This window comes from Algibacter pacificus, assembly GCF_008033385.1.
GTDB classification, from domain to species: Bacteria; Bacteroidota; Bacteroidia; order Flavobacteriales; family Flavobacteriaceae; genus Algibacter; species Algibacter pacificus.
The window spans coordinates 150,764-171,075 of the sequence record NZ_VOGY01000009.1; the positions used below are offsets into that span (position 1 = coordinate 150,764).

Sequence of the window (20,312 nt, forward strand, 5' to 3'; positions counted from 1 at the left end):
GTAATCAGAAATGGTTACTCTTTTTTTATGCAGTAAAATCAGCTGTTTGGCAATTATTTTAGATTCTTACTAAAGTACAGATTACTTTCATTTAACTAAAAAAAGGCACAGAAAAAGGCACACCCTAATTTAAAAAAAGTACCCCAAAATTTAAAACAGAACATTATGAAATATAATAAGTTAAGTGTTTTGTTTCTAATTGACAAAACCAAAATAAATAAACAGGAGAAATGTCCTATAAAATGTAGGATTACTTATTTAAAAAAAAGAAGAGTATTCTCTACAGGCTTATTTACTGTTGTAGATTGTTGGAACAGTAAAAAACAAAAAGCAATACCTCCTAATAAAGAAAATGAAAACATTAATACTCATTTGAGCCTGATTAAGCAAAAAATTAATCAGGCTTTTTTGTTGCTACAAGTTAACAATGAGAGTTTTGATGTAGAGGATATTTACTTACAGTATGCAGGAAAGAATGTAAAGGCTAATAAAACGCTTTTAGAGGTGTTTGAATTGCATAATAATAGAATGAAGAAGCTAATAGGTATTGAGTACTCAAAGTCGACTTATAACAAGTTTACAGAGGCTAGAAACCATGTTTCAAACTTTATAAGATTCCAATACAAGAAAGGAGATATGCTACTAGAATCTATCAATCAAAACTTTTTAGATGATTTTGATTTCTATTTAAAATCTGAAAAGAAACAAAAGCAGATTACTATTAATAAGAGTATTCAACGTGTTAGAAAGATTATCAAACTAGCTCTAGCAAAAGGCTATTTGAAGAAAGACCCATTTATACTTTACAAACCTAAAAAATATGAAAGTAAAGTAGTTTACCTAAATCAAAAAGAATTAGATAAACTCGAAAATCATACTTTTAGACAAGCTAGATTGAATCAAGTTAAAGATATGTTTGTCTTTTGTTGTTATACAGGATTGGCATATCAAGAAATGTCAACTCTAAAGGAAGAGCATTTAATAAAAGGGTTTGATGGAGGCATCTGGATTGAAATGATGAGACAAAAAACTAAATCTAAAGTGTCAATCCCTTTGTTACCTACTGCATCAAAGATTCTAGATAAGTATAGACCTGAAGGAAGATTACTTCCTGTGATTAGCAATCAAAAGTTTAATTCTTACCTAAAAGAAATAGCTGAGTTGGTTGAGATTGATAAAAGATTAACTCATCACATAGCTAGGAAGACTTTTGCTACTACAGTTTTGCTTTATAATGATATTCCTATTGAAACAGTTTCTGAGCTTCTAGGGCATTCAAGTATCTCTATTACGCAAAGGCACTATGCTAAAGTAGTTCAGCACAAAGTAAGTAGTCAAATGAGTAAGTTAAGTAAGAAATTGAAGAAAAAAAGATAATAAATTAACTGTGTTGTAATACATTTATGGCACAGTTAAATTTTCTAAATGATTTTACCTAACATATATTTTGAGGGAACACCTATTGAGTTTAAAGAAATAAATCCAAAAGATTTTGATAACAACTTTTATAAGGTAAAGCCAAAAGAGGTTTTAGAACCAAATGAAAAAGGATACATAAGTGATGATTTAAGTGCTAGGCTTAAAACAGACCTTGATAACCAAAATACAACTATTATTAATGCTGGTGTAGGACAAGGAAAAACTAGAGCGATAATAGAAGTTCTAACTAAGTATGCAAGTAATCCAAATTACATTATCATAATAGCGGTTCCTTATAAGAGTCTAATAGAACAATACGTTAAAGACTGCTCAAAGTATATCTCAAAAGATGAAATTTTCAACTTATCTAAATATGAAAGCAGTATTCAAAAAGGTGTTAATAAGACCAAAAAAGAAAGTTGGGGGTATACAAATGATGTAGACATGTTGCCTATTACGACTAGAGTAAGAAGTAAAATACATGTTATGACTATTAATGCTTTAATAGGTAATCCAGGAGATGATAACCTGTTTACTTCTAAAGTTAGGAGTAACTACTTTAAATTATTAAAAAATTATTGTGAGAGCACTGATAAAAAGGTGATTTGGTTAATGGATGAGATACATGATAGTATTCATAACTTTAAAGAACAGTTTGTTTTCAATCTTTGGAATTTTCAAGGTTTAGTACATAAGGCATATATTATAAGTGCTACATTTAATGAAGCCTCAAAAGAGGTGATAAAGTATGTATCTGAATTTACAGATAAAAACATATTTATTATTGAATCTAAAAGATTGCCCAAACCTTCAAGACAGAGTAATCTACATCTTAACTTTTATGTAGACCAAAAACTATATCAAGATTCTAATTTGGTAAGTTTAGTTTCAAGTTTAGTTAAAGAAAAGAAGCCTTTTGATATTTTGGTTTACTCAAAGACTTTAGTTGAAAAGCTTATAAATACTAATAAAACATCAAACTCAAAAATCAAGAAAGTTAGTGATGTTCTTAAAAACCAAATCCATCAAGTTAATAGATGTTATTCAGATGCTTTTAATCGAAAAGCGAATAAAAAATACATTGATAGTAAAACTGTAATCAATATAGGAACTAACTTTAGTACAGGGGTTAATATTGAGCAAGAAAAACATACTCTAATAATACTATTTCCTAAAGACTTGTCAGTTGACTATGTAAACAATAAAGGTGTGTTTACAAATGGCTCAAATGTAATTGTACAGGCTTTAGCTAGACAGAGAACTAATGGAGATATTCACATTTTTATACCCAATCCTAATGGTTTAAGTTTAGAGTCTTTACCTTATACTGAAATTCAAAATAGAGAGATGTATGAATGCTTTGAAACTTATAAGCGAGGTAGTGATAAGTACTCAAATTACTCTTCAATTAATAGTCAATCTAAACTTTTAGAGAGTGCCTATGAGAAGTTGATTGATGATGTAAGTTATGCAGAAGAAAAACTAAGAATAACTAACAGGGCAGGCTTAAATCGATTACTATATCCTGCAAAAGAGATATTTATTCTTAATCAAGGAGAAAAGTATATTACAAAGGAATTTTTTGGAGGGAACTTATCTGCTTACATTCTTTGGGCAAGTATTGGTAATCAATTTCTAAACTGTAAATTAAAATCCATAAAGGCTTCAACTAAATTGAATTTTGATAAAGAAAACTTATTTGATGATGTTAAAAGCTTTTTAAATTTTGAGTTAGAAGAACTTAATAACACATTTGAAGAGTTCAATCTTTATGATAGCTTTAGTGCTTATGAAAAGTTAGAGTTTATAGAGAAACTAACAGGGCAAATGTTGGTTAATTTAGATTCTAAAAAGGCTACTCAAGCAGAAATGAATAAGATTTTGTTAATGATTTTAAGTGCTGTGTTCTCTAAATCAAATGACTTTGTTTTAAGGGAAGCTAAAGTAGAAATGTATAAGCTTTATTTAAAGTCATGCTTATTTTATAGTAATAACCTTCATGAAGTTAATGAGAATCTTAAAACTAGAGATTTAACTAGTGTGAAGGTCTTTAAGAAATGGTATCAACTTATAGAGTTAATTGATAAATCTAAAATTGAAAAGGGTAATGGTGTTTTTAGATTGCCAATAACTCCTAGTGATAAGTTTGAAACAGAGTTTTATAAGATTGATTTTAAAGAGAATTTAGATTATCTTCTAAATAATGATTTCCTACTTGGAACAGATGTTTTTCAATTTAAGAATACAATAATTACTGCTATAAAGAATAAGACTCTAGTTGATACATTTTACAAAATTTGTATTAAAGTGTGTTATCTGCCTAAAACAAAACAAACTTCTAAAGATGGGAAAAAAGTTAACTACTATGAAGTAGCATCACTTAATTTCAAAAACTTACCTAATCTACTTTACAAACCTTTACCAGAAGTAATTTTGTAATAGTCCTGCTTTTTCCAATTTACTATATAGGAATAAGGAAAAATAAGGACTTTTCTAAATCATATTAAAGACTCTCATTTTATGAGGGTCTTTTTCATTATGTACTGAATCTATTCAGATTCAAATTAAAAATAATTCAAATTAATATTAACCTTCAAAAACATAAAATTATGCAATTACGAAAATCAGAAAGGCAACAAGCAAAAATTAAAATGGCTCTACAAGGTTCATCAGGTTCAGGCAAGAGTTTAAGCTCTCTTTTATTGGCTAAAGGACTAACTAATGACCAATTAGATAAAGTGGCTGTAATAGACACAGAGAATGGCTCAGCAGACCTTTATGCTCATTTAGGCAACTATAATGTGTTACCACTACAACCACCTTATACACCAGAGAAATTTATAGAAGCAATCACTGTTTGTGAAAAGGCAGGGATGGAAGTGATAATTTTAGACTCTATATCTCAAGTATGGGATGAGCTTTTAGATTACCACTCAAAATTACCAGGGAATTCATTTGCTAATTGGAACAAAGTTACACCAAGACAAAAAGCATTTATCAATAAGATTTTACAATGTGATGCTCATGTTATAGCTACAATGAGAACAAAACAAGATTATGTATTACAACAAAAAGATGGAAAATATGTGCCTGAAAAAGTTGGACTTAAAGCTGTACAAAGAGATGATGTCTCCTATGAATTTACCATAGTATTTGATATAGATATAAAGCACTTTGCTGTAGCAAGCAAGGACAGAACTAATCTATTTTCTGGAAAGCCTGAATTTATGATAAATACTTCTACAGGAAAACGCATTTTAGAATGGTGTACTTCACCTGTAAAAGAAGAAGATGTAAAACAGAAAATAGAAGAGTGCTTATCTGTTAGTCAGTTAATGGAACTGTATAAAGAGCATCCAAGTTTTCAGTTGTCATTAAAAGCTTTGTATCAAGCTAAAAAAGACCAGTTAGAACAATTAGTTAAACCAGAAAATTTTAGTCAAAATGGAAATAGTATCAGTAGCAGAGCTTAACAAGCAACGTAATGGAGCATTTAATAATCCTGAAGGTATTCCTGAAATTGTGCATCCTTTGCAAATACCTTCAGAAAATAAAGTGTATCCACATAACCCATTTATAGAGGCTAACACAAAAGAGGTTAGCCTTTCTACTTTAAAACATGATTGTATTATACCTGTGTTTTCAAAAGATAATGAGAAAACATTAGCACATCAAGAGTTTATAGAGATAGCTCAAGATTGTGTTGGAAAAGTTTTTTCTCATCATACAATAGAAGTGCCAGAGGTTAGAGTTTCTCATCAAATTAAAGGCAGAACTGCTGATGCTATTTACAAGCCAGTAAAAGAGCTTTTAGAACATGAAAAAACCCAGTACTTTGAAAGGATGGCGTTCATCATTAGAATTCCATCTATTACAGAAAGTATAAATGGGCATGATGTCTCATTAACTGTTGGAGGTGTTAGAGCTTACAACCAAGAAAATCTGTATAACAGAAAAACTTATGAGAAATTTAAGTTCTTTATTGGATTTCAGAATATGGTATGTTGTAACTTATGTATATCTACAGATGGCTATCAAGATGAAATGCGAGTAGGTAACTATTCTGAATTACAGTCTAAAATTATGGACTTAATAGAGGGGTATAGTGCACAATCCCATTTACAGGATATGAAGCAGCTATCACAGCATAATTTAACTGAACAGCAATTTGCTCAGCTTATAGGTAGAGCAAGATTATATAACTTTTTACCTAAAGAGGAAAAGACTCTAATTCCAGAATTAATGCTTAATGATGGACAGATTTCTACAGTAGCTAAAGACTATTATTTAGATGATAGCTTTTGTAGAAACGAGAATGGAGATATTAACCTTTGGAATGTATATAATCTCTTCACGGGAGCTAATAAGAGCTCTTATATAGATTCTTTTCTATCAAGAAATGTCAATGCCTTTGATTTTACAAAAGGATTGGCTAATGCTATCAATGGTGATTCTAAACATCGTTGGTTTTTGAGTTGAGTAGAACCCAATCTCTATTAGTTTAGAGGTTGGGTTATTTTAAATTTATACCAATAAAAAAGCCCAGAGCAAGTCTGGGCAATTTTACTTTTTTTAAGTGCAGCACTAATGCAAATGACTAGCTGGGCACTGTAAATGTTTTACAAAGATACGAAATACTTGCATATCTGCAACTGTTTTAACAAAAATCAAATCCTATTTTGTTTTCAATTATGTCTTTAATCTCTTGATTGTCTTTGTGTTGTAGGTATAGTTTCTCTATATCTTTTTCTAAATCTCCTTTTCTGTTAGTTGAAATTTTTCCCAAAAAATGGATAATTACCTGAATAGCAGTATTCAATGAATGTCTGTTATTATTGTTAATTTTAATAAGGGGAGTTGGCTTAACAGCTAATGGTGTGTTAGCATCATAAAGCAGTCCACTATGAGCACAAATGTTTCTTATAAAAATGATAGTTCTGAAATAGTTTATAAATACATCAACTTTTTTGATACCATAATACTGAATAATCTTCTTTTTTAGAGCGCCATCCTTTAAGTTGTAAAAAATACTATAAATACTACCAAAAGTTAGAAACTCTAAAGTTTTCCATGCTGGAGCATAAATATCATTTATGTATTTGTTATGATGCTCTTTTATAGGTTTGTTGTTCTCAATAAATTTATAGTCATAAAATCTAGGAAAATCATGAATGAATTTAGGTTTCATCACTTTAGGGTCAGAGAACCAAGTAGGACTATTTTTATAGTAATTTGATACCTGATAAATAATTTGAGTCCTGATGTTAATTTCAATTCTATTTAAAGCTCTCATAAGTAGATACCTTAAATCAACATCTAAGTAATATAGATTTATTACAGTTGAAAAATTTGTGTCTTTTTTAAAACTATGTTTGTTGTCTATTTCAAATGGATTCCAATAAAAACCTAGTCTATAGTAACCTATGTCAAGTAGATGTTCTTTAGCTTTTTGTTCTCCACAATCCAAAACTAAACCTCTATCTGTTAGTAATTTTATTTGTTCATCTACTGTTGTTGCTATTCTACCCATATTATAACTCAAAAATTTCTAAAGCTTTAGATACTAAAGTCTCTGTTCTATTCTGTATATGTTCTTTTTTCCAAGTAGGCGTATCTTTCAATTTTTCATTCAATACTAAACCGTTGTTAAACCCAATGCTATTCCCTTGCTTATCTTTTTTGTTTTGTTTGTCTAATAAAGGCATATCACTTAATTGAGAATTATAACCTGTTAAAGTAAGATTTCCCAATTTGTGAACATAGCTTTCTCTAATCTCATTTGCTACTTCTTTGTCTCCATCAGCAACCATTTCTACCCAATGTGGTTTCATGTTTTTACCTTGTGGTAAAGCATGTTCAATAGTCCAAACAAATTTATTTTTACTTCTTTCATAAAAGTTTTTATAACCTTCCCTATCATTGTTTTGAGCTAGTTCTAAACTTGATAAAATATATCTAGTAGCACCTACATTTTCTTCATATAAATTGCCATTTAATTTTTGTTCAAAGACATCATTAGAAGCAGGTTTACCATACTGAATAAGAATAGCTTTCACATTTTCATAATTATAGGTTTCTAAACTGTCTATATGCTCAACTATATCCATGAAGTAGTTAGTTAAATCCCTAGTAGGAGGACTGTCAGTAACATTTCTTCTTATAAAGTACCTACATAATAAGTTGATGAGTTCTATTTTCTGAAGCTCTGAAATTTCAAATTTGTGCTCTACAAATAGTAAAAGCATGTATGCATCAGCTCCATTTACATTTTCAAGGTTTCTTAAAGCTCTGGTAAGCTCTGTAGAATTATCATCAGTCTCATACTGGATATTTTTTGAATAGATAATAGAAGCACTTTCTAGTCTATCAAAGATTTTTGAAACATCTCTATTTATGAGTTCCTCAAAAATACCAATAAGATTAGACCTTAATGCTTTAGGTTTTTTATTAACCTTTATAGACTCTTCTAATCTAAAGGCATTGTAGAACTGTCTTATAAAACGTTCTTGAATTTTATAGTTGTCTGTTAAGTTAGCTAGAATACCATTCCATCTATCAAAATTATCATCTATAGTTTCAATTCCTTTTTTCTCTAAAGCTCCTAAAAGTTTGTTTTTAATGAGGTCTATTGCAGATAAAGGAACTCCTCTATTGTTTAGTGTTTCAAAAAGTGTAAAAGCACCATCATGAGTAGTAACATCTATTTTAACCAAAATAGAACTGTTTAACTTATCTAGAAAGTTTTTTGCAGATTGATAAGTGTAAATTGGAGTATCATTTTCATCTACTTGGTAAAGCCTATCAATAAAATAATTAAAAGCCCTACTAATTTGTCTATTTCCAATATATTTAGGAGCTTTTAAGGTTCTTATTTCTTCAATATTTTTTGAAAAAATATAGTTGTAATCCTCAAAGTTACTATTAGTATATGAAGGTTCTAGTCTAGGTTTGTTGGAACTCTCTAATAGAATTCTATTTTTTAAGTTCCAAAGAGCAAACATTTCCTTTTGTTGGTTCTCTGGCAAATGGTCTGATAAGAATTTGTAAACAGCTAAATAAAGTAGGCTAATAGTAGTCATTCTTTGTTGTCCATCAACTAACTCAAATTTTGCATCTTCCATAGCATCATTCTCTGTGTTAATACAGATGATTGAACCTAAAAAATGATTCCCTTCACTTTCTTCAACATCATCAAATAGAGCTTCCCAATTGTCTTTTTTCCAGATGTATTCTCTTTGGTATTTAGGTATGTGATAGGTTATTTTATGCTCTCCACTAAATAGTTGAGCTAATGACTTGTCTTTAGTTTCTTGAATCATCCTGTATAATACTGTTTTTAAGTTCTTCTACTTCCATTTCTAGCACATTTGCCCATTGGTAGTAGTCAATATGTTTATCAATGTTATTTACATACTCTTCCAAAAGAGCAAGTGCAATAATTTTATACTCTGGATGCACAAAAAGAGGATATAAGCTGAATACATTATTGTATTCTCCTTGCATTTTTATAAAGGCTTCTGCAATAGACATTGAGTATTTAGAATTTTTGTCAGTACCTTCAATATCTAAATCTTCATAACTCATTTCATTAACTGAATGGTAAAACCAATCTTCATTTTTCTTATCTGTACACTTGTACAAAGTAATAGAGCCACCTTCAGCTCCCATTTCTATAATTTTTGTGTGGTTTGTCATTGTTGTAAATCTTTAAAGTTGTCAAAGACTATTTCTTTAATGTTTCTGTAATTTAGATTGTTTAATTTTAAGTTGTCATAATCAGAAACAAAAGGCAACTTTTTATTTATCATATCTTTTTTAATATCATAGTATGATACTCCTTCCCATACTTGGCACTCTAAATATTCAGCTAATTTATCACAAGCATTATCGGCTAGATAAATAATTTCAGTACCTCCAAAAATTGAAATTATATCATAAATGTTTTTTCTAAATTCATTAATGTAATCAGTCTTTTCATCTTCATATAAAAATCGATACTTATATATAGTTATCAATTCAATGCAGTTCTCATAAACTCTTATGTTAAACACAAAAGGACTGTTAAAACTTATTAATTCTTTAGCTTCTGTATCTGGTAAAATCTTATCCTGTTTTTCGCAATAAATTTCTGGAAATTCATATTCCCAATCTCCTGTTAGTTTGCCTGAACCAATAACAGTAATATGGTCTAGTTTTAGCGCCTTTAATTCAGCTAGAAACTCATCTTTATGTTCTTTAATGGTGTTTTGTGTAAAAGACCTACAGTTACTTATAATATGTAAATCAGTAGCCATTTTATAATCCTTTTAAAACCTCAATTACACTTCTAGATGTATAAGTATTCTCAACCTGTTTAGATTCAAATACCATAAAGTACTTAAAGTTGTCTCCTGCTTTTTCAGCCCAAGTCTTACCTAAAATATTTTTATTTCTACTATCATCATTATCATAGACATCTCCTTTGGTTTCTAATAGTATGATGTTTCCTTTTTTAGTGTAAAGAATAAAGTCTGGATAATGGTTAGAACTAAACCCATTTAAAGCAAACCCTTTACCTCTTTCAAGGTTTCTATGCCAAAAGACTATGTTTTCAAGTGAAGCCACTTCCATAATCATATTTTGCTCATAATTGTTCATGCTAGCCTCTCTATCATACAGAGATTTGCCAATAGTAGTACTAGGATTTAAAAACGTTAGTGTTTCAGGAAATTCAAAATTGTCTTTTACAATAATCTTATTACTATCTATAAGAACTTTAAAACGCTCTTTAGCATAAGTGTCTGTTAGTTCATTGATTTTATCTCTAATCTTTTTTACATAAATAAAATCATTATCGACTATATCTCTAATTTGCTCACTAGATAGATTATCAAAAACGCGACTTACATATTTTTGTAATTCTTGTTGCGAAATAGGTGTCATGTCTCCAAGTTTAGAAACTATGATGCTACTAATTTGATTTACCTGCGATGCTTTAGGTTTAGACAATATGGTGTCAACTAGAATATCCTTTGCTCTCTTACTTACTTTTTGAGCAGTAGCAGTCTTTTTTTGCTCATTAAAATCTACAGCATATATCTCTTTAGAAATATCATCAAAAGTTACTTCTGTGCTATAATTAGATAGCTTAAAACCATCTAATAAACTTACCTTATTTAGGTATTGGTCTTCGGAATTTAATTCTTCAAAAAGGCTAACCTCACCAAGTTCTCCTTCTTCCACTTTTTTAAAGAATTGAGGTAATTTAATAGTAGTTGCAACTTCTTTAAATTGGGAGTCTAGTTTATAAATTTTAGGTGCAGTTTTCATAATATCTGTAAAAATAGAAGTGGTATCATCAATCTCAATATCATTTACTTTCTGTTCAAAAGTTTGTCCTTCAACTTTTGCCTTTTCTGTAATATGAGATACTAAAGTATTTTGCTTACTAATAGTATCTAATGTAACTTCTTCCTCTGGATTAAACTCAACAGCTTCTACATCAAAATCTTCATCAGATTGCACATAGTCATCAGATTTAGGTTCTTCTGCAAATAAATCTTGAGTTAATACTTCATTTGGAGTTAATTCTTCCTTTGGAGCTTCTTCTGCATAGTAATCATCTTTACTAAAACCAGATTCTTGTAAACCTTTAACAATACTATTTAAGGTCTCATTAAACTTTGCTGAAGCTGTTAACACAAAAGACATGTTTAATAATGCCTCTTTATGTTTTACCACATAAGGCTGTCTTAAAACTCTACCTAAAATTTGTTCTACTTCCACAGGGGAAGATTTGTCTGCTAATGATGCTAAAATATATGCATTTGGGCAATCCCAACCTTCTTTTAAAGCATTAACTGTAATAATATATTTAACAGGGCAGTCTTTAGCCATTAGGTCAATACCTTTTAGCTCATCAATGCCACTAGTTTTTATTTTTATTTGTTCCTCTGGAATCTTAATTTTCACTAACTGCTCTTTAATCTTCTGAAAAGTAGTGTTGTTCTTTCCTTTAATGTTAGATTGAGCTTGGAATAACACTATAGGTCTTATGTATTTTCCTGTTAGCTTTTCTTCTTCAATAGCTAGTAGTTCTAACTGTCTTTGTAGATGCAATGCACTAGTTATAACCTCTTCTTTTTTATGATGATTATAAACCACAACAGGAAGCTTTACCATACTTTCCTTTTTAAGAGCCAATGCATTTACAAAAGAAATGATATTACTGTTTTCTTTAGGTGTAGCGGTTAAATCTAAAACTAAAGAAGGGTTTAAATTGTTTAGCATTTCAACACTTAAATCACTTTCAGCATTATGGCTTTCATCTACAATTACAATAGGGTTGAGGCTTCTTATAACATTAATTAAAGCAGTTTCATCTGTATCTGGTAACACAAGGGCTTTATCTACAATAGTGTTTCTAAAAGACTCTAAAGCACCATTTTCTTGAAACACTTTTCTATCATCCTTTTTCCTTGAGTTTATACGTAAACTACTAAAATTGAAAACAAAAATGTTTAGCTGTTCTGTTACAGAAGTAGGATTGAAATTTGCACCTTGTAAAAGTTGGTCTTTTTCATACACTTCAACTCTGTTACCAAATAGGCTATTTAACTTTTCTCTATATGGGTGACTAGAGTCTGAAAGGTTTTTTACTGTTTGTTGTAATAAATTAGACCAAGGGACTAACCAAACAACTGCTTTTGCATTACCTTGATAAAAATGCTTGTTTATAGTGTGTATAGCATTACAAGCAATAAATGTTTTACCACCAGCAGTAGGAACTTTTATGGCTATATGTAATGCATTTGGAATATTATCTTTATAAGGTTTCATACCTGTAAAAGAACCATCTAATTGTGGGGTATAGGGTATGCCTAACTTGTCTTCCCAATATTGATTAAATGCTTTTGCAGGTGTAGACTCTTTTTGTGTGTAAGACAAAAAATGCTCTAAATCTTTAATGACTTTATGTTGGTATGGTTTTAATTCCATTTATTTGTTTTACAAATTATTAGTTTTTTTATATGTATTTAATCTAAACAGTAAATCATTTATTTTTAATAGTCTTTTTCCAAGGTCATTAATAGTATTAGAATTGTCTAATAAACTTCTTGTAGGATGTGCTATTTTATTTCTTAATTCATTAATACTACTGAAAGATTTCCAAACTTGTTTTGACAATAACAATTCATTGTGTAATCCATAACTTTTAATAATATTAAAAAAATCAACCAAAAAAAGATGCTCTGTAAGCATGTTTTCTAAACCTTGTGCTGCTAGAGTATTGTAGGTATTAACTATCTGTGAGTATTTATTCTCCTTCTCTTCTGAACCTTCAGATTTTTCATTAAGCCATTTCAAAATTTCATCGTTGTTAAGGTGAAAGTTGAGGAATATAGCTAACTCTCTTTCTAATTCACATACTAAACTAAATACATAAACTTGAACCTGTTTACAATTCAAGTTCCCAATAGTTATTAAGCCAGAAATCTCCTTATTAAAACTCAAAAAATAAAATGATTTTTTTTCTTTACAAAACTTATCAATTACAGTGTCAATTGTAGTATCTATGGGTAATACATCTTCATGAGAAATTAGCTCTTTTTCTATTTCTGTAAAATTATCTGGAGTTTTAGTTTTGTAGAATTCAGTGATAACACCATTATTTGGAATAATAGGTAAATGGTCTATCCTGTATTCAGACATTTTCTCCCTATGCTTGCCTCCATCATCTTCATCTTCAGTTATAGCAATCCATCTTTTTTTACTGATACCTACTGAAGCAGCTAGTATTTTTACTTTTCCTTCATCTTGAAAATAAATATCTTCTATCATAATTATTCTAAAATCTAGTTATATCTCTTGGTATCTTTTTAAAAACAATATTATACTTATCCATAATGCTTTGGTCTAGCAAACAATTATCTGCATAAATAATGTATTGATTAGCTTTGGTTTTTATAGACCTTAAGAAGCTTTCATCTAAAGTAGTGATACTGTCTTTTTGGTAATAGAAATAATAAGCAGTATCATTTTTAGCACCTAGTAGATAATCTTCTTTAGGTTTAGTAAAAGGAGTTTTAGCTTCACTATACCAAACATACTCTAGTATTTTATCTAAGGCAATATCTTCATTTAAAAAGCCATTATCTAAAAATAAAGGTTCTCCTAACTCATAGTATGTAAAATCTCCACCAGTACCTTCAATAGCTTTAGAGCCTTCTCCATAGCCATTAATTACTCTTTTTACACGTTCAGCAGTAATGGTATTGGCGTAGTCTTCCATTTCTACTAAAATGAATTTTCTGTTACCACCATCTTGTTGGTTCAGGTTTAGAATTGAGTGTGCAGTTGTACCTGAGCCTGCAAAAGAATCAAGAATAATTGAATTTTTATCAGTAGAAATTTCAAGAACTCTTTCAATTAATTCTATAGGTTTTGGTGTATCAAATGGAACATCATTATCAAAAATTGTTTTTAAGAGTTTATTAGCATCTCTTGTTGTTCCAACATCTTTTCCAAACCATATACTTTCAACCACTCTACCCTGTTGCTGATTTAAATAAATTTTTCTTGTTATTTTCGTTTCATCATCATTAAAAATGATTTCTCCAGTTTTAATTTTTTTTGCAATTAATTCCTTACTCCATCTCCAACCTATATCAGGTGCTTTAATCTTTTTTCCAGATGGTGTGATAATGTCATAGATTAAATTTTCTCTTAAATTAGGGCTTCTAACATCCCCAGACCTCCATTTTCCATTAGGGTCATTATCAGGGTTAGAGTAGGCTTTATTGTGCTCATCAGTTCTTTTTAATCTGCCTATTTGAAAATCTTTTTTACAATAAACAAATGTATGATTATGATGTAATGATATTTTTTTAGCATCATTTTTTCCTTGAATACTATGTTGCCATATTATATCTCCTACAAAGTTCCCAATACCAAAAATTTCATCACAGATTAATTTTAGATTTGCTTGTTCATTATCATCTAATGAAATAAAAATAGCTCCATCATCAGCCAAAAGTTTATGTAATAATTTAAGTCTTGGGTACATCATACATAACCATTTGTCATGCCTAGATAAATCTTCACTTTCTTTACCTACAACTTGCCCTAGCCACTTTTTTAACTTTGGGTCACTTACATTATCATTATACACCCAACCTTCATTTCCTGTATTGTATGGTGGGTCTATATAGATACATTTTATCTTACCTTCATATTCTGGCAATAAACTTTTTAATGCTTCTAGGTTGTCACCATGTATAATTTTATTTTGTGAGGTAGCAGCTTTACTCACTTTACCATTAGTAAAAGTATATTGGGGTTCTAATGTTTTATAGGGTACATCTTGATGATGGTTTATTACTTTTTCTTTTCCTATCCAGTTTAATGTTGGCATACAGTTAGTTCTTTTCTTCTGATTTAATTCTTTTTAAGGCTATTTTAATGGCATCTATGGCAACTTCTTCCCCTTTTACATCTTCATATACTTTCTCGCTAAGCCATAACTTTAAAAGTTTACTATGTTCAATATCTAGTGCAATAGCTAATTTATCTATTTGCTCTCTAGTAGGCTTTCTATCTCCTTTTTCAATTTTACTTATTAAAGCAGTATCTGTATCTATCATAGAAGCTACTTCTCGCAATAATAGGTTTTTAGTTTCCCTTTTAGATTTTAGTAATTCTGAGAGTATCATTTGGTAGTCAAATTAGTTCTTGTCAAATATTGTCTAAATCTAACTAGAATTATTGATATAAAAAATTTTTGAAAAATAATTTTTTGGATGCTATATGAGAGAGCTGAGTACCTTACTCAAATGACCCCTACTGATTCACAGGAGGAACTTCCCCCTACCACTTATATAGTAAAGATAATTTTCTAGCAGGATAAATAAATTCAAGTTGATAGCTGTAATTTATATTCTATGGAAGATTGATTTTCTGTGTGGTGTACTACAACTCAAAAATTTTAGAACAATGGTTAGAATCGTAAACTACAAAGAGAGACAAAAAGAGGATGGAACTTCATTCTTTGTTTTGGAACTGCAAGGAGGAATTGAAATGGTATTAAGCAAGTCTACAGGTAACTTCTACGCTACTGCAAAGCGTGCTTTTATCCCAAGTACATTTGATGAACAAACTTGTACTGGACTTATTGGCACAGAAATGCCAGGAAGCATCATTAAAGAGGACTGTGAGCCTTTTGAATATGTTGTAAAGGAAACAGGGGAGGAAATAACATTATCCCACAGATGGGTGTATGTTACAGAAGATGCTGTAAAGCCAAAACAAACTGCTGTAAAGTATGAGCAGAATGTTATTGCAAACTCTGATGTGTTTTCAAAAAATGGTATTCTTGAACATGCAGAGTAAAAATATAAGCCTAGTCTATGTAAATAGATTGGGCTTTGTTTTTTGAGTTTTAAAATACCCTTACTTTATTATACTTGTTTGCTCATACCTTCATAAATAAAAGATAGTCTAGCTGTAGTTAGTTTACACTATTACTATAAGGATATATTATTAATCTTGAAGGTAAGAATAAGATAGTATAAATAGGTTTTAATTCTGCTTAAGAAAGAAAAAGAACCAAAAAGAAAGAAACTTCATAGCTCTTCCCCTCTAACCATATTTATATACTTTTTGCGAAGAATTGTTCTGAAGTGTTTCAGAAAGAAACTTCTTTGGCAAAGGTATATGTTCCAAAATTAAGATGCAAGTAAATTGATAATTATTTTCCTAGGAAAATAAATTTAAAAATATGAAAATTTCAGAAATAAGTGTCTCATACTCAAATAACAGGAGTGATAGACTAAAAATAAGTAATAGTAAGCAGTCTTATGATATTATAAGAGCTTGTTGGAGTGATTCTACTATAGAATTACAAGAGGAGTTTAAGATTTTAATGATGAATAGGAGTAACCAAATTTTAGGTGTTTATCCGCTTTCAAAAGGAGGTGTTTCTGCTACTGTGGTAGATGCAAAATTAGTGTTTAGCGTAGCTCTTAAATGTAATGCTTCAAACATTATCATTGCTCATAATCATCCTTCAGGAAATCTTCAGCCAAGTGAAGCAGATAAAAAATTAACACAAAAGCTAAAACAGGCAGGTCAGTATTTAGATATAGTACTGTTAGACCACTTGATAGTAACTAAAGATGACTTTTATAGTTTTAGTGATAATGGAATGATAAAATAGTCCTCTTTTTTCCATTTCTATATATAGTGAATTGGAAAAAGTGGGACTTTTTGTCTTTTGTTTATGTATGAATGAGTGTGTGAGTAGTCTTTTTAGGAGGAAATTTGCAGTTTGAAAGACCTGTAGATTAGTATTAATAGCTAAATCTTACTTTTTATCCTCTAGGTTTACAATATCACATAAAGTAATTCCTAAATTATCAGCAATCCTTTTTAAAGTGTATAAAGTAGGGTTGGTTCCACCAGCTTCTAAACGACTAAAGTTAGATTTTTCAATATTACATTTAGCAGCAAGGTCTTGTTGAGCAATTCCTTGCTTTTCTCTTAACATTTTAACTCGTTTTCCAATTGCTACTTGAAGTTGGTCTTTATCATCCATTTTAAAACACTTATTATCTAGTTGTCAAAAATGATAATTAAGTGCAGTGTTTTGGTTATCATAAATGATAAAATAAGTATGTTTGTTTCATCAATACTAAATAGATGGAATACATATTAATTTTTACAGGCTTACTATTATTAATCTTTCTTTTATATAAACTAAAGAAAACTAAAGGGAGTCTTGCTGAAGGAAAACTTAAAAGGAATATAGATTTAAGTACTTCAATTGTCAAGTCTGATGTCGAAAAATTAGAACTGAAAGGTCCTGTGAAATCCATTAAAGATGAGTATTGGATTATTTCTGTAAATGATGGTGAGGTTAAGAAACAAGAACCTTTTGATTACACAATAACAAAAGAGTTTGATGTAAAAGGTAATCTTACAGATACTGTTGTAGAAAACAATAACCCATATTATAAAAACATAGAAAGCAATAAGTTGTTTTATGGTGATAAAGGGGAGTTAATTGAGGAGAAAAAATATAATCTGGATGGTAAGTTATTGTGGAAGAAAAGTTTTAGATACAATAAAAGAGACAAGATTTCAGAATGGGTAAATTTTAATGTAGAAGGTATCGGTTTAGGAAGAATAACTTTTGAATATGACCTTAACAATAATAAAATTTATAGCATGCTCTATAGGTATGATGAGAGTTTGTATGGAAAACTCAATTATGAATATGATAAGTATGGAAATTGCTTGAATCAATATAAGGAAGATACTTTTTGTAACCCAATAATGGCAATACGTGAAATAGTTTATTATGAGGTTTAAAGAGGTAATAGAAGAGCTAGAAGCTCTATTAAATCTTGAAGGTTTTTGTAGTAGGGATAAAGTTGCTTGGTGGTTGCTTAAACATGAAGAAAGATACATTGGTTTAAGTAAAATTAAAGACACTTTAGAAGCTGAATTTCCAGATAGAAACTTAAGAGAGCAAAAATCTTTCATAATAGAATTACTATTCACAGAGCTATATGAAGATGTAAATAAGAGTTTTGAAACCACAAAACCATTTAGTAAAGAAGAGGTGTGTCTTAAAGATATTATAATGAAAATTAAAACGTCAACAAATGGACTTAATAGGAAAGATAAAAATTTTAAATGGGACTCAAGTCCTAGGTGATAATGGCTTTAGAAAAAGAGAGGTTGTTATTACTACAGAAGAACAGTATCCTCAACATATTTTAGTAGAGTTCATACAAGATAAGTGTGATTTGCTAGATAACTTTGATGTAGGTCAAGAAGTAAAAATTGCTCTTAATTTAAGGGGTAGAGAGTGGGTTAGTCCAGAGGGAGTAACTAAATACTTTAATGCTATTCAAGGTTGGAGAATAGAGCTTGTAAATAGTGAACAGCCTACACCTCAAATACAAACACAGCAAGAACCAGTTAGCTTTTTAGATGAAGCAGATAATGACTTGCCATTTTAACAAAAAATCAATTAACCAATAAATTATAAATTATGAAGAATATTTTTTTAGCATTAATAGCCATTTTAGCATTTACAGCTTGTTCTAGTGATGAAGATGGTGAGGTTGCAGAAATGACAAATGCTAACCTCAGTTATAAGTTAGTATATACTACAGGTGTATTGCCTAGTTATTATGTAGTAAGAGCAGGAAATACAATTACATATGAAGATTCCTTTGAGTTTAAAGAAGTTGGTTATGATGAAGATACTAGAACTGTTACAGTAGAAACAGATTTAAATCCAATTAAAATAGAATCGAATTTCTATATTGAAGGAGGTTCAGAAGTAAATATCAAGCTAATTAGTTCTGAAGGTAACATTATAGATGAGCAAACTATTTCAGAAGTAAACTATACTTATATCCATAATTTTTAAAAACTAAAACCAAATATAATGAAGAATACATTTTTATTATTAATAGCAATTTTTGCATTTACAGCCTGTTCAAGTGATGATGACAATCAGGAAGAAGAACAACAAATTAGTCAATCTCATATAGTAGAGTTTACAACAGGAACTCTTGAAAGTTGGGTATCTGTAGGGTTAACAACTACATTGACTTTAGAAGATGGTACAGAGTCGACAATTAATTCAGATTTCGATTATACTCAAAATATAGTTAGTGTAGAGATTCCAGAGAATACAGTAAGCTTTGAGTTAGAATTTTATATTGAAGATTCATCTCAAGCTGAAATGCGCTTTTATGGTTCTGTAGATAATGTTAATGTGTATCAAGAATCCATAAACCAACAAAGTTATCAGTATCAATATACTTTTAATTAGGGTATGTGTAATTCCTTATTAAAAGAATTACGCTTTAAGATTGGAGAACAGTATGAGTTAAATGAGTTTAATCTTAAGACTTTAGAATCAACTTTTAGTAATGGATTAGAATTAGAAAACTATGAGTATATAAAAGGAGATTTTAAAACACTATTAGAAGTACCTTTTTCAAGTAATGTAATTTTACAATATAATGCAGATATACTCTATAGTGTAATTTACGAATTTGAGCTAACTCATTACAGTTATCTAAAATCTAAAGTTAATCAGTGTATATTTAAAGAGGTAACTATTGAAATTCTAATCAAAGATAAATACCATTGCCAAATAGTATTGCAGAGTAAATAAGGCACACTTTTCGGCATCACTTTATAAATGGCTATTAATATTTATGAAGGTCTATGATAAATATAGAGTGTTAAAGTGTTGATATTTATAGGGATAGAGCAGTAGGTAGCTCGTCGGGCTCATAACCCGAAGGTCACTGGTTCGAGTCCAGTTCCCGCTACTAAGCAAGAGTAATCAGAAATGGTTACTCTTTTTTTGTGCATTAAAGTCAATAGTTTGGCAAATATTGGATTAATCCAAATTGTTGTGTTTACGCAAAAATTGTTGTTAATCTATAGAGGAAGAATTCTACATTCCTAACCCCTCTAAACTGTGCTCTAAAAGCTTTTATTTTGGCATTAAAGGATTCGGCAGACGCATTAGTGCTTCTGTTTTTAAAATAATTTCAGATTGATCTATAATTCAGTTTTATTGTATTTGATATGGTTTTAAAAGTTTTTAACTCGGATTTTTCAACTTCAATAGATTTAGTAGTATGGAATATAGTTCTTAATTCTTGTACTATTTTATATGCCTTTTTTAGACCTAGATATTCCTCAAATAGAATTTTGGTTCTTACGTGTTGATTTGGAGTCCATTTATTAGGAGCTTTATAGAGTACGTATTGGCTTCTTGCTAAGAGTTGTTTTCTAGAGTCTACATTACTAAAAGTTTCCGTGTAGACTTCCCTAAAAACCGAACTGTTTAAAATTATATTAGCGCTAGAGTCTTTGTTTTT

At 29.7% G+C, this 20,312-nt stretch carries 21 protein-coding genes, 1 tRNA gene and 1 pseudogene; 13 read left to right on the forward strand and 10 right to left on the reverse strand.

Annotation, left to right across the window (positions count from 1 at the left end; genetic code table 11):
- The first annotated feature begins 165 nt into the window (after window positions 1-165).
- The 4 genes from FQU21_RS14140 (at window position 166) to FQU21_RS14155 (ending at window position 5,898) form a co-directional block, all read left to right on the forward strand.
- A complete protein-coding gene (locus tag FQU21_RS14140) occupies window positions 166-1,377 on the forward strand; it encodes a site-specific integrase (RefSeq protein WP_147678658.1) in 1,212 nt (403 codons plus the stop codon).
- A gap of 48 nt (window positions 1,378-1,425) precedes the next feature.
- Complete coding sequence (locus FQU21_RS14145) at window positions 1,426-3,858, forward strand: DEAD/DEAH box helicase (RefSeq protein ID WP_147678659.1); 2,433 nt, start codon at window positions 1,426-1,428, stop codon at window positions 3,856-3,858.
- A gap of 170 nt (window positions 3,859-4,028) precedes the next feature.
- Entirely contained in the window at window positions 4,029-4,892 is an 864-nt protein-coding gene (locus FQU21_RS14150; protein WP_147678660.1) for an AAA family ATPase, read from the forward strand.
- Window positions 4,864-5,898 (forward strand): DUF3871 family protein, encoded by a 1,035-nt coding sequence (locus tag FQU21_RS14155; protein WP_147678661.1) that lies wholly within the window; start codon window positions 4,864-4,866, stop codon window positions 5,896-5,898. Before FQU21_RS14150 ends, FQU21_RS14155 begins: the two co-directional genes overlap by 29 nt.
- Window positions 5,899-6,076: 178 nt before the next feature.
- Here the strand turns inward: FQU21_RS14155 and FQU21_RS14160 are convergent, their stop codons facing one another.
- Genes FQU21_RS14160 through FQU21_RS14195 form a run of 8 tightly spaced genes read right to left on the reverse strand, consistent with a single transcriptional unit; the run spans window position 6,077 to window position 15,110 of the window.
- On the reverse strand, window positions 6,077-6,949 hold the full coding sequence (locus tag FQU21_RS14160; protein WP_147678662.1) for an Abi family protein: 873 nt from the start codon (window positions 6,947-6,949) through the stop codon (window positions 6,077-6,079).
- Window position 6,950: 1 nt separating this feature from the next.
- Entirely contained in the window at window positions 6,951-8,738 is a 1,788-nt protein-coding gene (locus FQU21_RS14165; protein ID WP_147678663.1) for a DUF262 domain-containing protein, read from the reverse strand.
- The gene (locus tag FQU21_RS14170; RefSeq protein WP_147678664.1) at window positions 8,722-9,114 is read right to left on the reverse strand and encodes a hypothetical protein; all 393 of its coding nucleotides are present in this window, start codon (window positions 9,112-9,114) and stop codon (window positions 8,722-8,724) included. The genes FQU21_RS14165 and FQU21_RS14170 overlap by 17 nt, the downstream gene beginning before the upstream one ends.
- Window positions 9,111-9,713, reverse strand: coding sequence for a hypothetical protein (locus tag FQU21_RS14175; RefSeq protein WP_147678665.1), 603 nt, complete (start codon window positions 9,711-9,713; stop codon window positions 9,111-9,113). The genes FQU21_RS14170 and FQU21_RS14175 overlap by 4 nt, the downstream gene beginning before the upstream one ends.
- 1 nt (window position 9,714) lies before the next feature.
- Window positions 9,715-12,396 (reverse strand): DEAD/DEAH box helicase, encoded by a 2,682-nt coding sequence (locus tag FQU21_RS14180; protein WP_147678666.1) that lies wholly within the window; start codon window positions 12,394-12,396, stop codon window positions 9,715-9,717.
- 9 nt (window positions 12,397-12,405) lie between these two features.
- Window positions 12,406-13,239, reverse strand: a complete 834-nt coding sequence (locus FQU21_RS14185; protein WP_147678667.1) for a hypothetical protein — start codon at window positions 13,237-13,239, stop codon at window positions 12,406-12,408.
- A gap of 7 nt (window positions 13,240-13,246) precedes the next feature.
- Window positions 13,247-14,812: a site-specific DNA-methyltransferase gene (locus tag FQU21_RS14190; protein ID WP_147678668.1), complete on the reverse strand. Its 1,566-nt coding sequence runs from the start codon at window positions 14,810-14,812 to the stop codon at window positions 13,247-13,249.
- A gap of 4 nt (window positions 14,813-14,816) precedes the next feature.
- Entirely contained in the window at window positions 14,817-15,110 is a 294-nt protein-coding gene (locus FQU21_RS14195; RefSeq protein WP_147678669.1) for a helix-turn-helix domain-containing protein, read from the reverse strand.
- Between the two features lie 280 nt (window positions 15,111-15,390).
- Here FQU21_RS14195 and FQU21_RS14200 point away from each other — a divergent pair, with 280 nt between their 5' ends.
- Together FQU21_RS14200 and FQU21_RS14205 are read left to right on the forward strand one after the other, a co-directional pair.
- Window positions 15,391-15,786, forward strand: a complete 396-nt coding sequence (locus FQU21_RS14200; RefSeq protein WP_147678670.1) for a hypothetical protein — start codon at window positions 15,391-15,393, stop codon at window positions 15,784-15,786.
- 388 nt (window positions 15,787-16,174) lie between these two features.
- Window positions 16,175-16,612: a JAB domain-containing protein gene (locus FQU21_RS14205; RefSeq protein WP_147678671.1), complete on the forward strand. Its 438-nt coding sequence runs from the start codon at window positions 16,175-16,177 to the stop codon at window positions 16,610-16,612.
- A gap of 147 nt (window positions 16,613-16,759) precedes the next feature.
- Here the strand turns inward: FQU21_RS14205 and FQU21_RS14210 are convergent, their stop codons facing one another.
- Window positions 16,760-16,990, reverse strand: a complete 231-nt coding sequence (locus FQU21_RS14210; RefSeq protein ID WP_147678672.1) for a helix-turn-helix domain-containing protein — start codon at window positions 16,988-16,990, stop codon at window positions 16,760-16,762.
- Window positions 16,991-17,094: 104 nt separating this feature from the next.
- Between FQU21_RS14210 and FQU21_RS14215 the strand changes: the two genes are divergently transcribed.
- From FQU21_RS14215 to FQU21_RS14245, 7 genes are all read left to right on the forward strand, one after another.
- Window positions 17,095-17,766, forward strand: a complete 672-nt coding sequence (locus FQU21_RS14215; protein ID WP_147678673.1) for a hypothetical protein — start codon at window positions 17,095-17,097, stop codon at window positions 17,764-17,766.
- Complete coding sequence (locus FQU21_RS14220; RefSeq protein WP_147678674.1) at window positions 17,756-18,115, forward strand: hypothetical protein; 360 nt, start codon at window positions 17,756-17,758, stop codon at window positions 18,113-18,115. The genes FQU21_RS14215 and FQU21_RS14220 overlap by 11 nt, the downstream gene beginning before the upstream one ends.
- Complete coding sequence (locus FQU21_RS14225; protein WP_147678675.1) at window positions 18,063-18,422, forward strand: DUF3127 domain-containing protein; 360 nt, start codon at window positions 18,063-18,065, stop codon at window positions 18,420-18,422. Before FQU21_RS14220 ends, FQU21_RS14225 begins: the two co-directional genes overlap by 53 nt.
- A gap of 32 nt (window positions 18,423-18,454) precedes the next feature.
- The gene (locus FQU21_RS14230; protein ID WP_147678676.1) at window positions 18,455-18,838 is read left to right on the forward strand and encodes a hypothetical protein; all 384 of its coding nucleotides are present in this window, start codon (window positions 18,455-18,457) and stop codon (window positions 18,836-18,838) included.
- A gap of 18 nt (window positions 18,839-18,856) precedes the next feature.
- Window positions 18,857-19,246: a hypothetical protein gene (locus FQU21_RS14235; RefSeq protein WP_147678677.1), complete on the forward strand. Its 390-nt coding sequence runs from the start codon at window positions 18,857-18,859 to the stop codon at window positions 19,244-19,246.
- Between the two features lie 3 nt (window positions 19,247-19,249).
- Window positions 19,250-19,594: a hypothetical protein gene (locus tag FQU21_RS14240; RefSeq protein ID WP_147678678.1), complete on the forward strand. Its 345-nt coding sequence runs from the start codon at window positions 19,250-19,252 to the stop codon at window positions 19,592-19,594.
- A gap of 87 nt (window positions 19,595-19,681) precedes the next feature.
- Window positions 19,682-19,754 (forward strand) — tRNA-Met (locus FQU21_RS14245).
- A 90-nt stretch (window positions 19,755-19,844) separates the two neighbouring features.
- On the opposite strand, the pseudogene FQU21_RS14250 reads toward FQU21_RS14245, so the two are convergent.
- A pseudogene (locus FQU21_RS14250) lies at window positions 19,845-20,288 on the reverse strand (ISL3 family transposase).
- Window positions 20,289-20,312 lie beyond the last annotated feature (24 nt).

Excerpts from the sequence above, each read along its gene's own strand:
- FQU21_RS14140 (WP_147678658.1), top strand. The coding sequence starts at position 166 with ATGAAATATAATAAGTTAAGTGTTTTGTTTCTAATTGACAAAACCAAA.
- FQU21_RS14145 (WP_147678659.1), top strand. The coding sequence starts at position 1,426 with ATGATTTTACCTAACATATATTTTGAGGGAACACCTATTGAGTTTAAA.
- FQU21_RS14150 (WP_147678660.1), top strand. The coding sequence starts at position 4,029 with ATGCAATTACGAAAATCAGAAAGGCAACAAGCAAAAATTAAAATGGCT.
- FQU21_RS14155 (WP_147678661.1), top strand. The coding sequence starts at position 4,864 with ATGGAAATAGTATCAGTAGCAGAGCTTAACAAGCAACGTAATGGAGCA.
- FQU21_RS14160 (WP_147678662.1), bottom strand. The coding sequence starts at position 6,949 with ATGGGTAGAATAGCAACAACAGTAGATGAACAAATAAAATTACTAACA.
- FQU21_RS14165 (WP_147678663.1), bottom strand. The coding sequence starts at position 8,738 with ATGATTCAAGAAACTAAAGACAAGTCATTAGCTCAACTATTTAGTGGA.
- FQU21_RS14170 (WP_147678664.1), bottom strand. The coding sequence starts at position 9,114 with ATGACAAACCACACAAAAATTATAGAAATGGGAGCTGAAGGTGGCTCT.
- FQU21_RS14175 (WP_147678665.1), bottom strand. The coding sequence starts at position 9,713 with ATGGCTACTGATTTACATATTATAAGTAACTGTAGGTCTTTTACACAA.
- FQU21_RS14180 (WP_147678666.1), bottom strand. The coding sequence starts at position 12,396 with ATGGAATTAAAACCATACCAACATAAAGTCATTAAAGATTTAGAGCAT.
- FQU21_RS14185 (WP_147678667.1), bottom strand. The coding sequence starts at position 13,239 with ATGATAGAAGATATTTATTTTCAAGATGAAGGAAAAGTAAAAATACTA.
- FQU21_RS14190 (WP_147678668.1), bottom strand. The coding sequence starts at position 14,812 with ATGCCAACATTAAACTGGATAGGAAAAGAAAAAGTAATAAACCATCAT.
- FQU21_RS14195 (WP_147678669.1), bottom strand. The coding sequence starts at position 15,110 with ATGATACTCTCAGAATTACTAAAATCTAAAAGGGAAACTAAAAACCTA.
- FQU21_RS14200 (WP_147678670.1), top strand. The coding sequence starts at position 15,391 with ATGGTTAGAATCGTAAACTACAAAGAGAGACAAAAAGAGGATGGAACT.
- FQU21_RS14205 (WP_147678671.1), top strand. The coding sequence starts at position 16,175 with ATGAAAATTTCAGAAATAAGTGTCTCATACTCAAATAACAGGAGTGAT.
- FQU21_RS14210 (WP_147678672.1), bottom strand. The coding sequence starts at position 16,990 with ATGGATGATAAAGACCAACTTCAAGTAGCAATTGGAAAACGAGTTAAA.
- FQU21_RS14215 (WP_147678673.1), top strand. The coding sequence starts at position 17,095 with ATGGAATACATATTAATTTTTACAGGCTTACTATTATTAATCTTTCTT.
- FQU21_RS14220 (WP_147678674.1), top strand. The coding sequence starts at position 17,756 with ATGAGGTTTAAAGAGGTAATAGAAGAGCTAGAAGCTCTATTAAATCTT.
- FQU21_RS14225 (WP_147678675.1), top strand. The coding sequence starts at position 18,063 with ATGGACTTAATAGGAAAGATAAAAATTTTAAATGGGACTCAAGTCCTA.
- FQU21_RS14230 (WP_147678676.1), top strand. The coding sequence starts at position 18,455 with ATGAAGAATATTTTTTTAGCATTAATAGCCATTTTAGCATTTACAGCT.
- FQU21_RS14235 (WP_147678677.1), top strand. The coding sequence starts at position 18,857 with ATGAAGAATACATTTTTATTATTAATAGCAATTTTTGCATTTACAGCC.
- FQU21_RS14240 (WP_147678678.1), top strand. The coding sequence starts at position 19,250 with ATGTGTAATTCCTTATTAAAAGAATTACGCTTTAAGATTGGAGAACAG.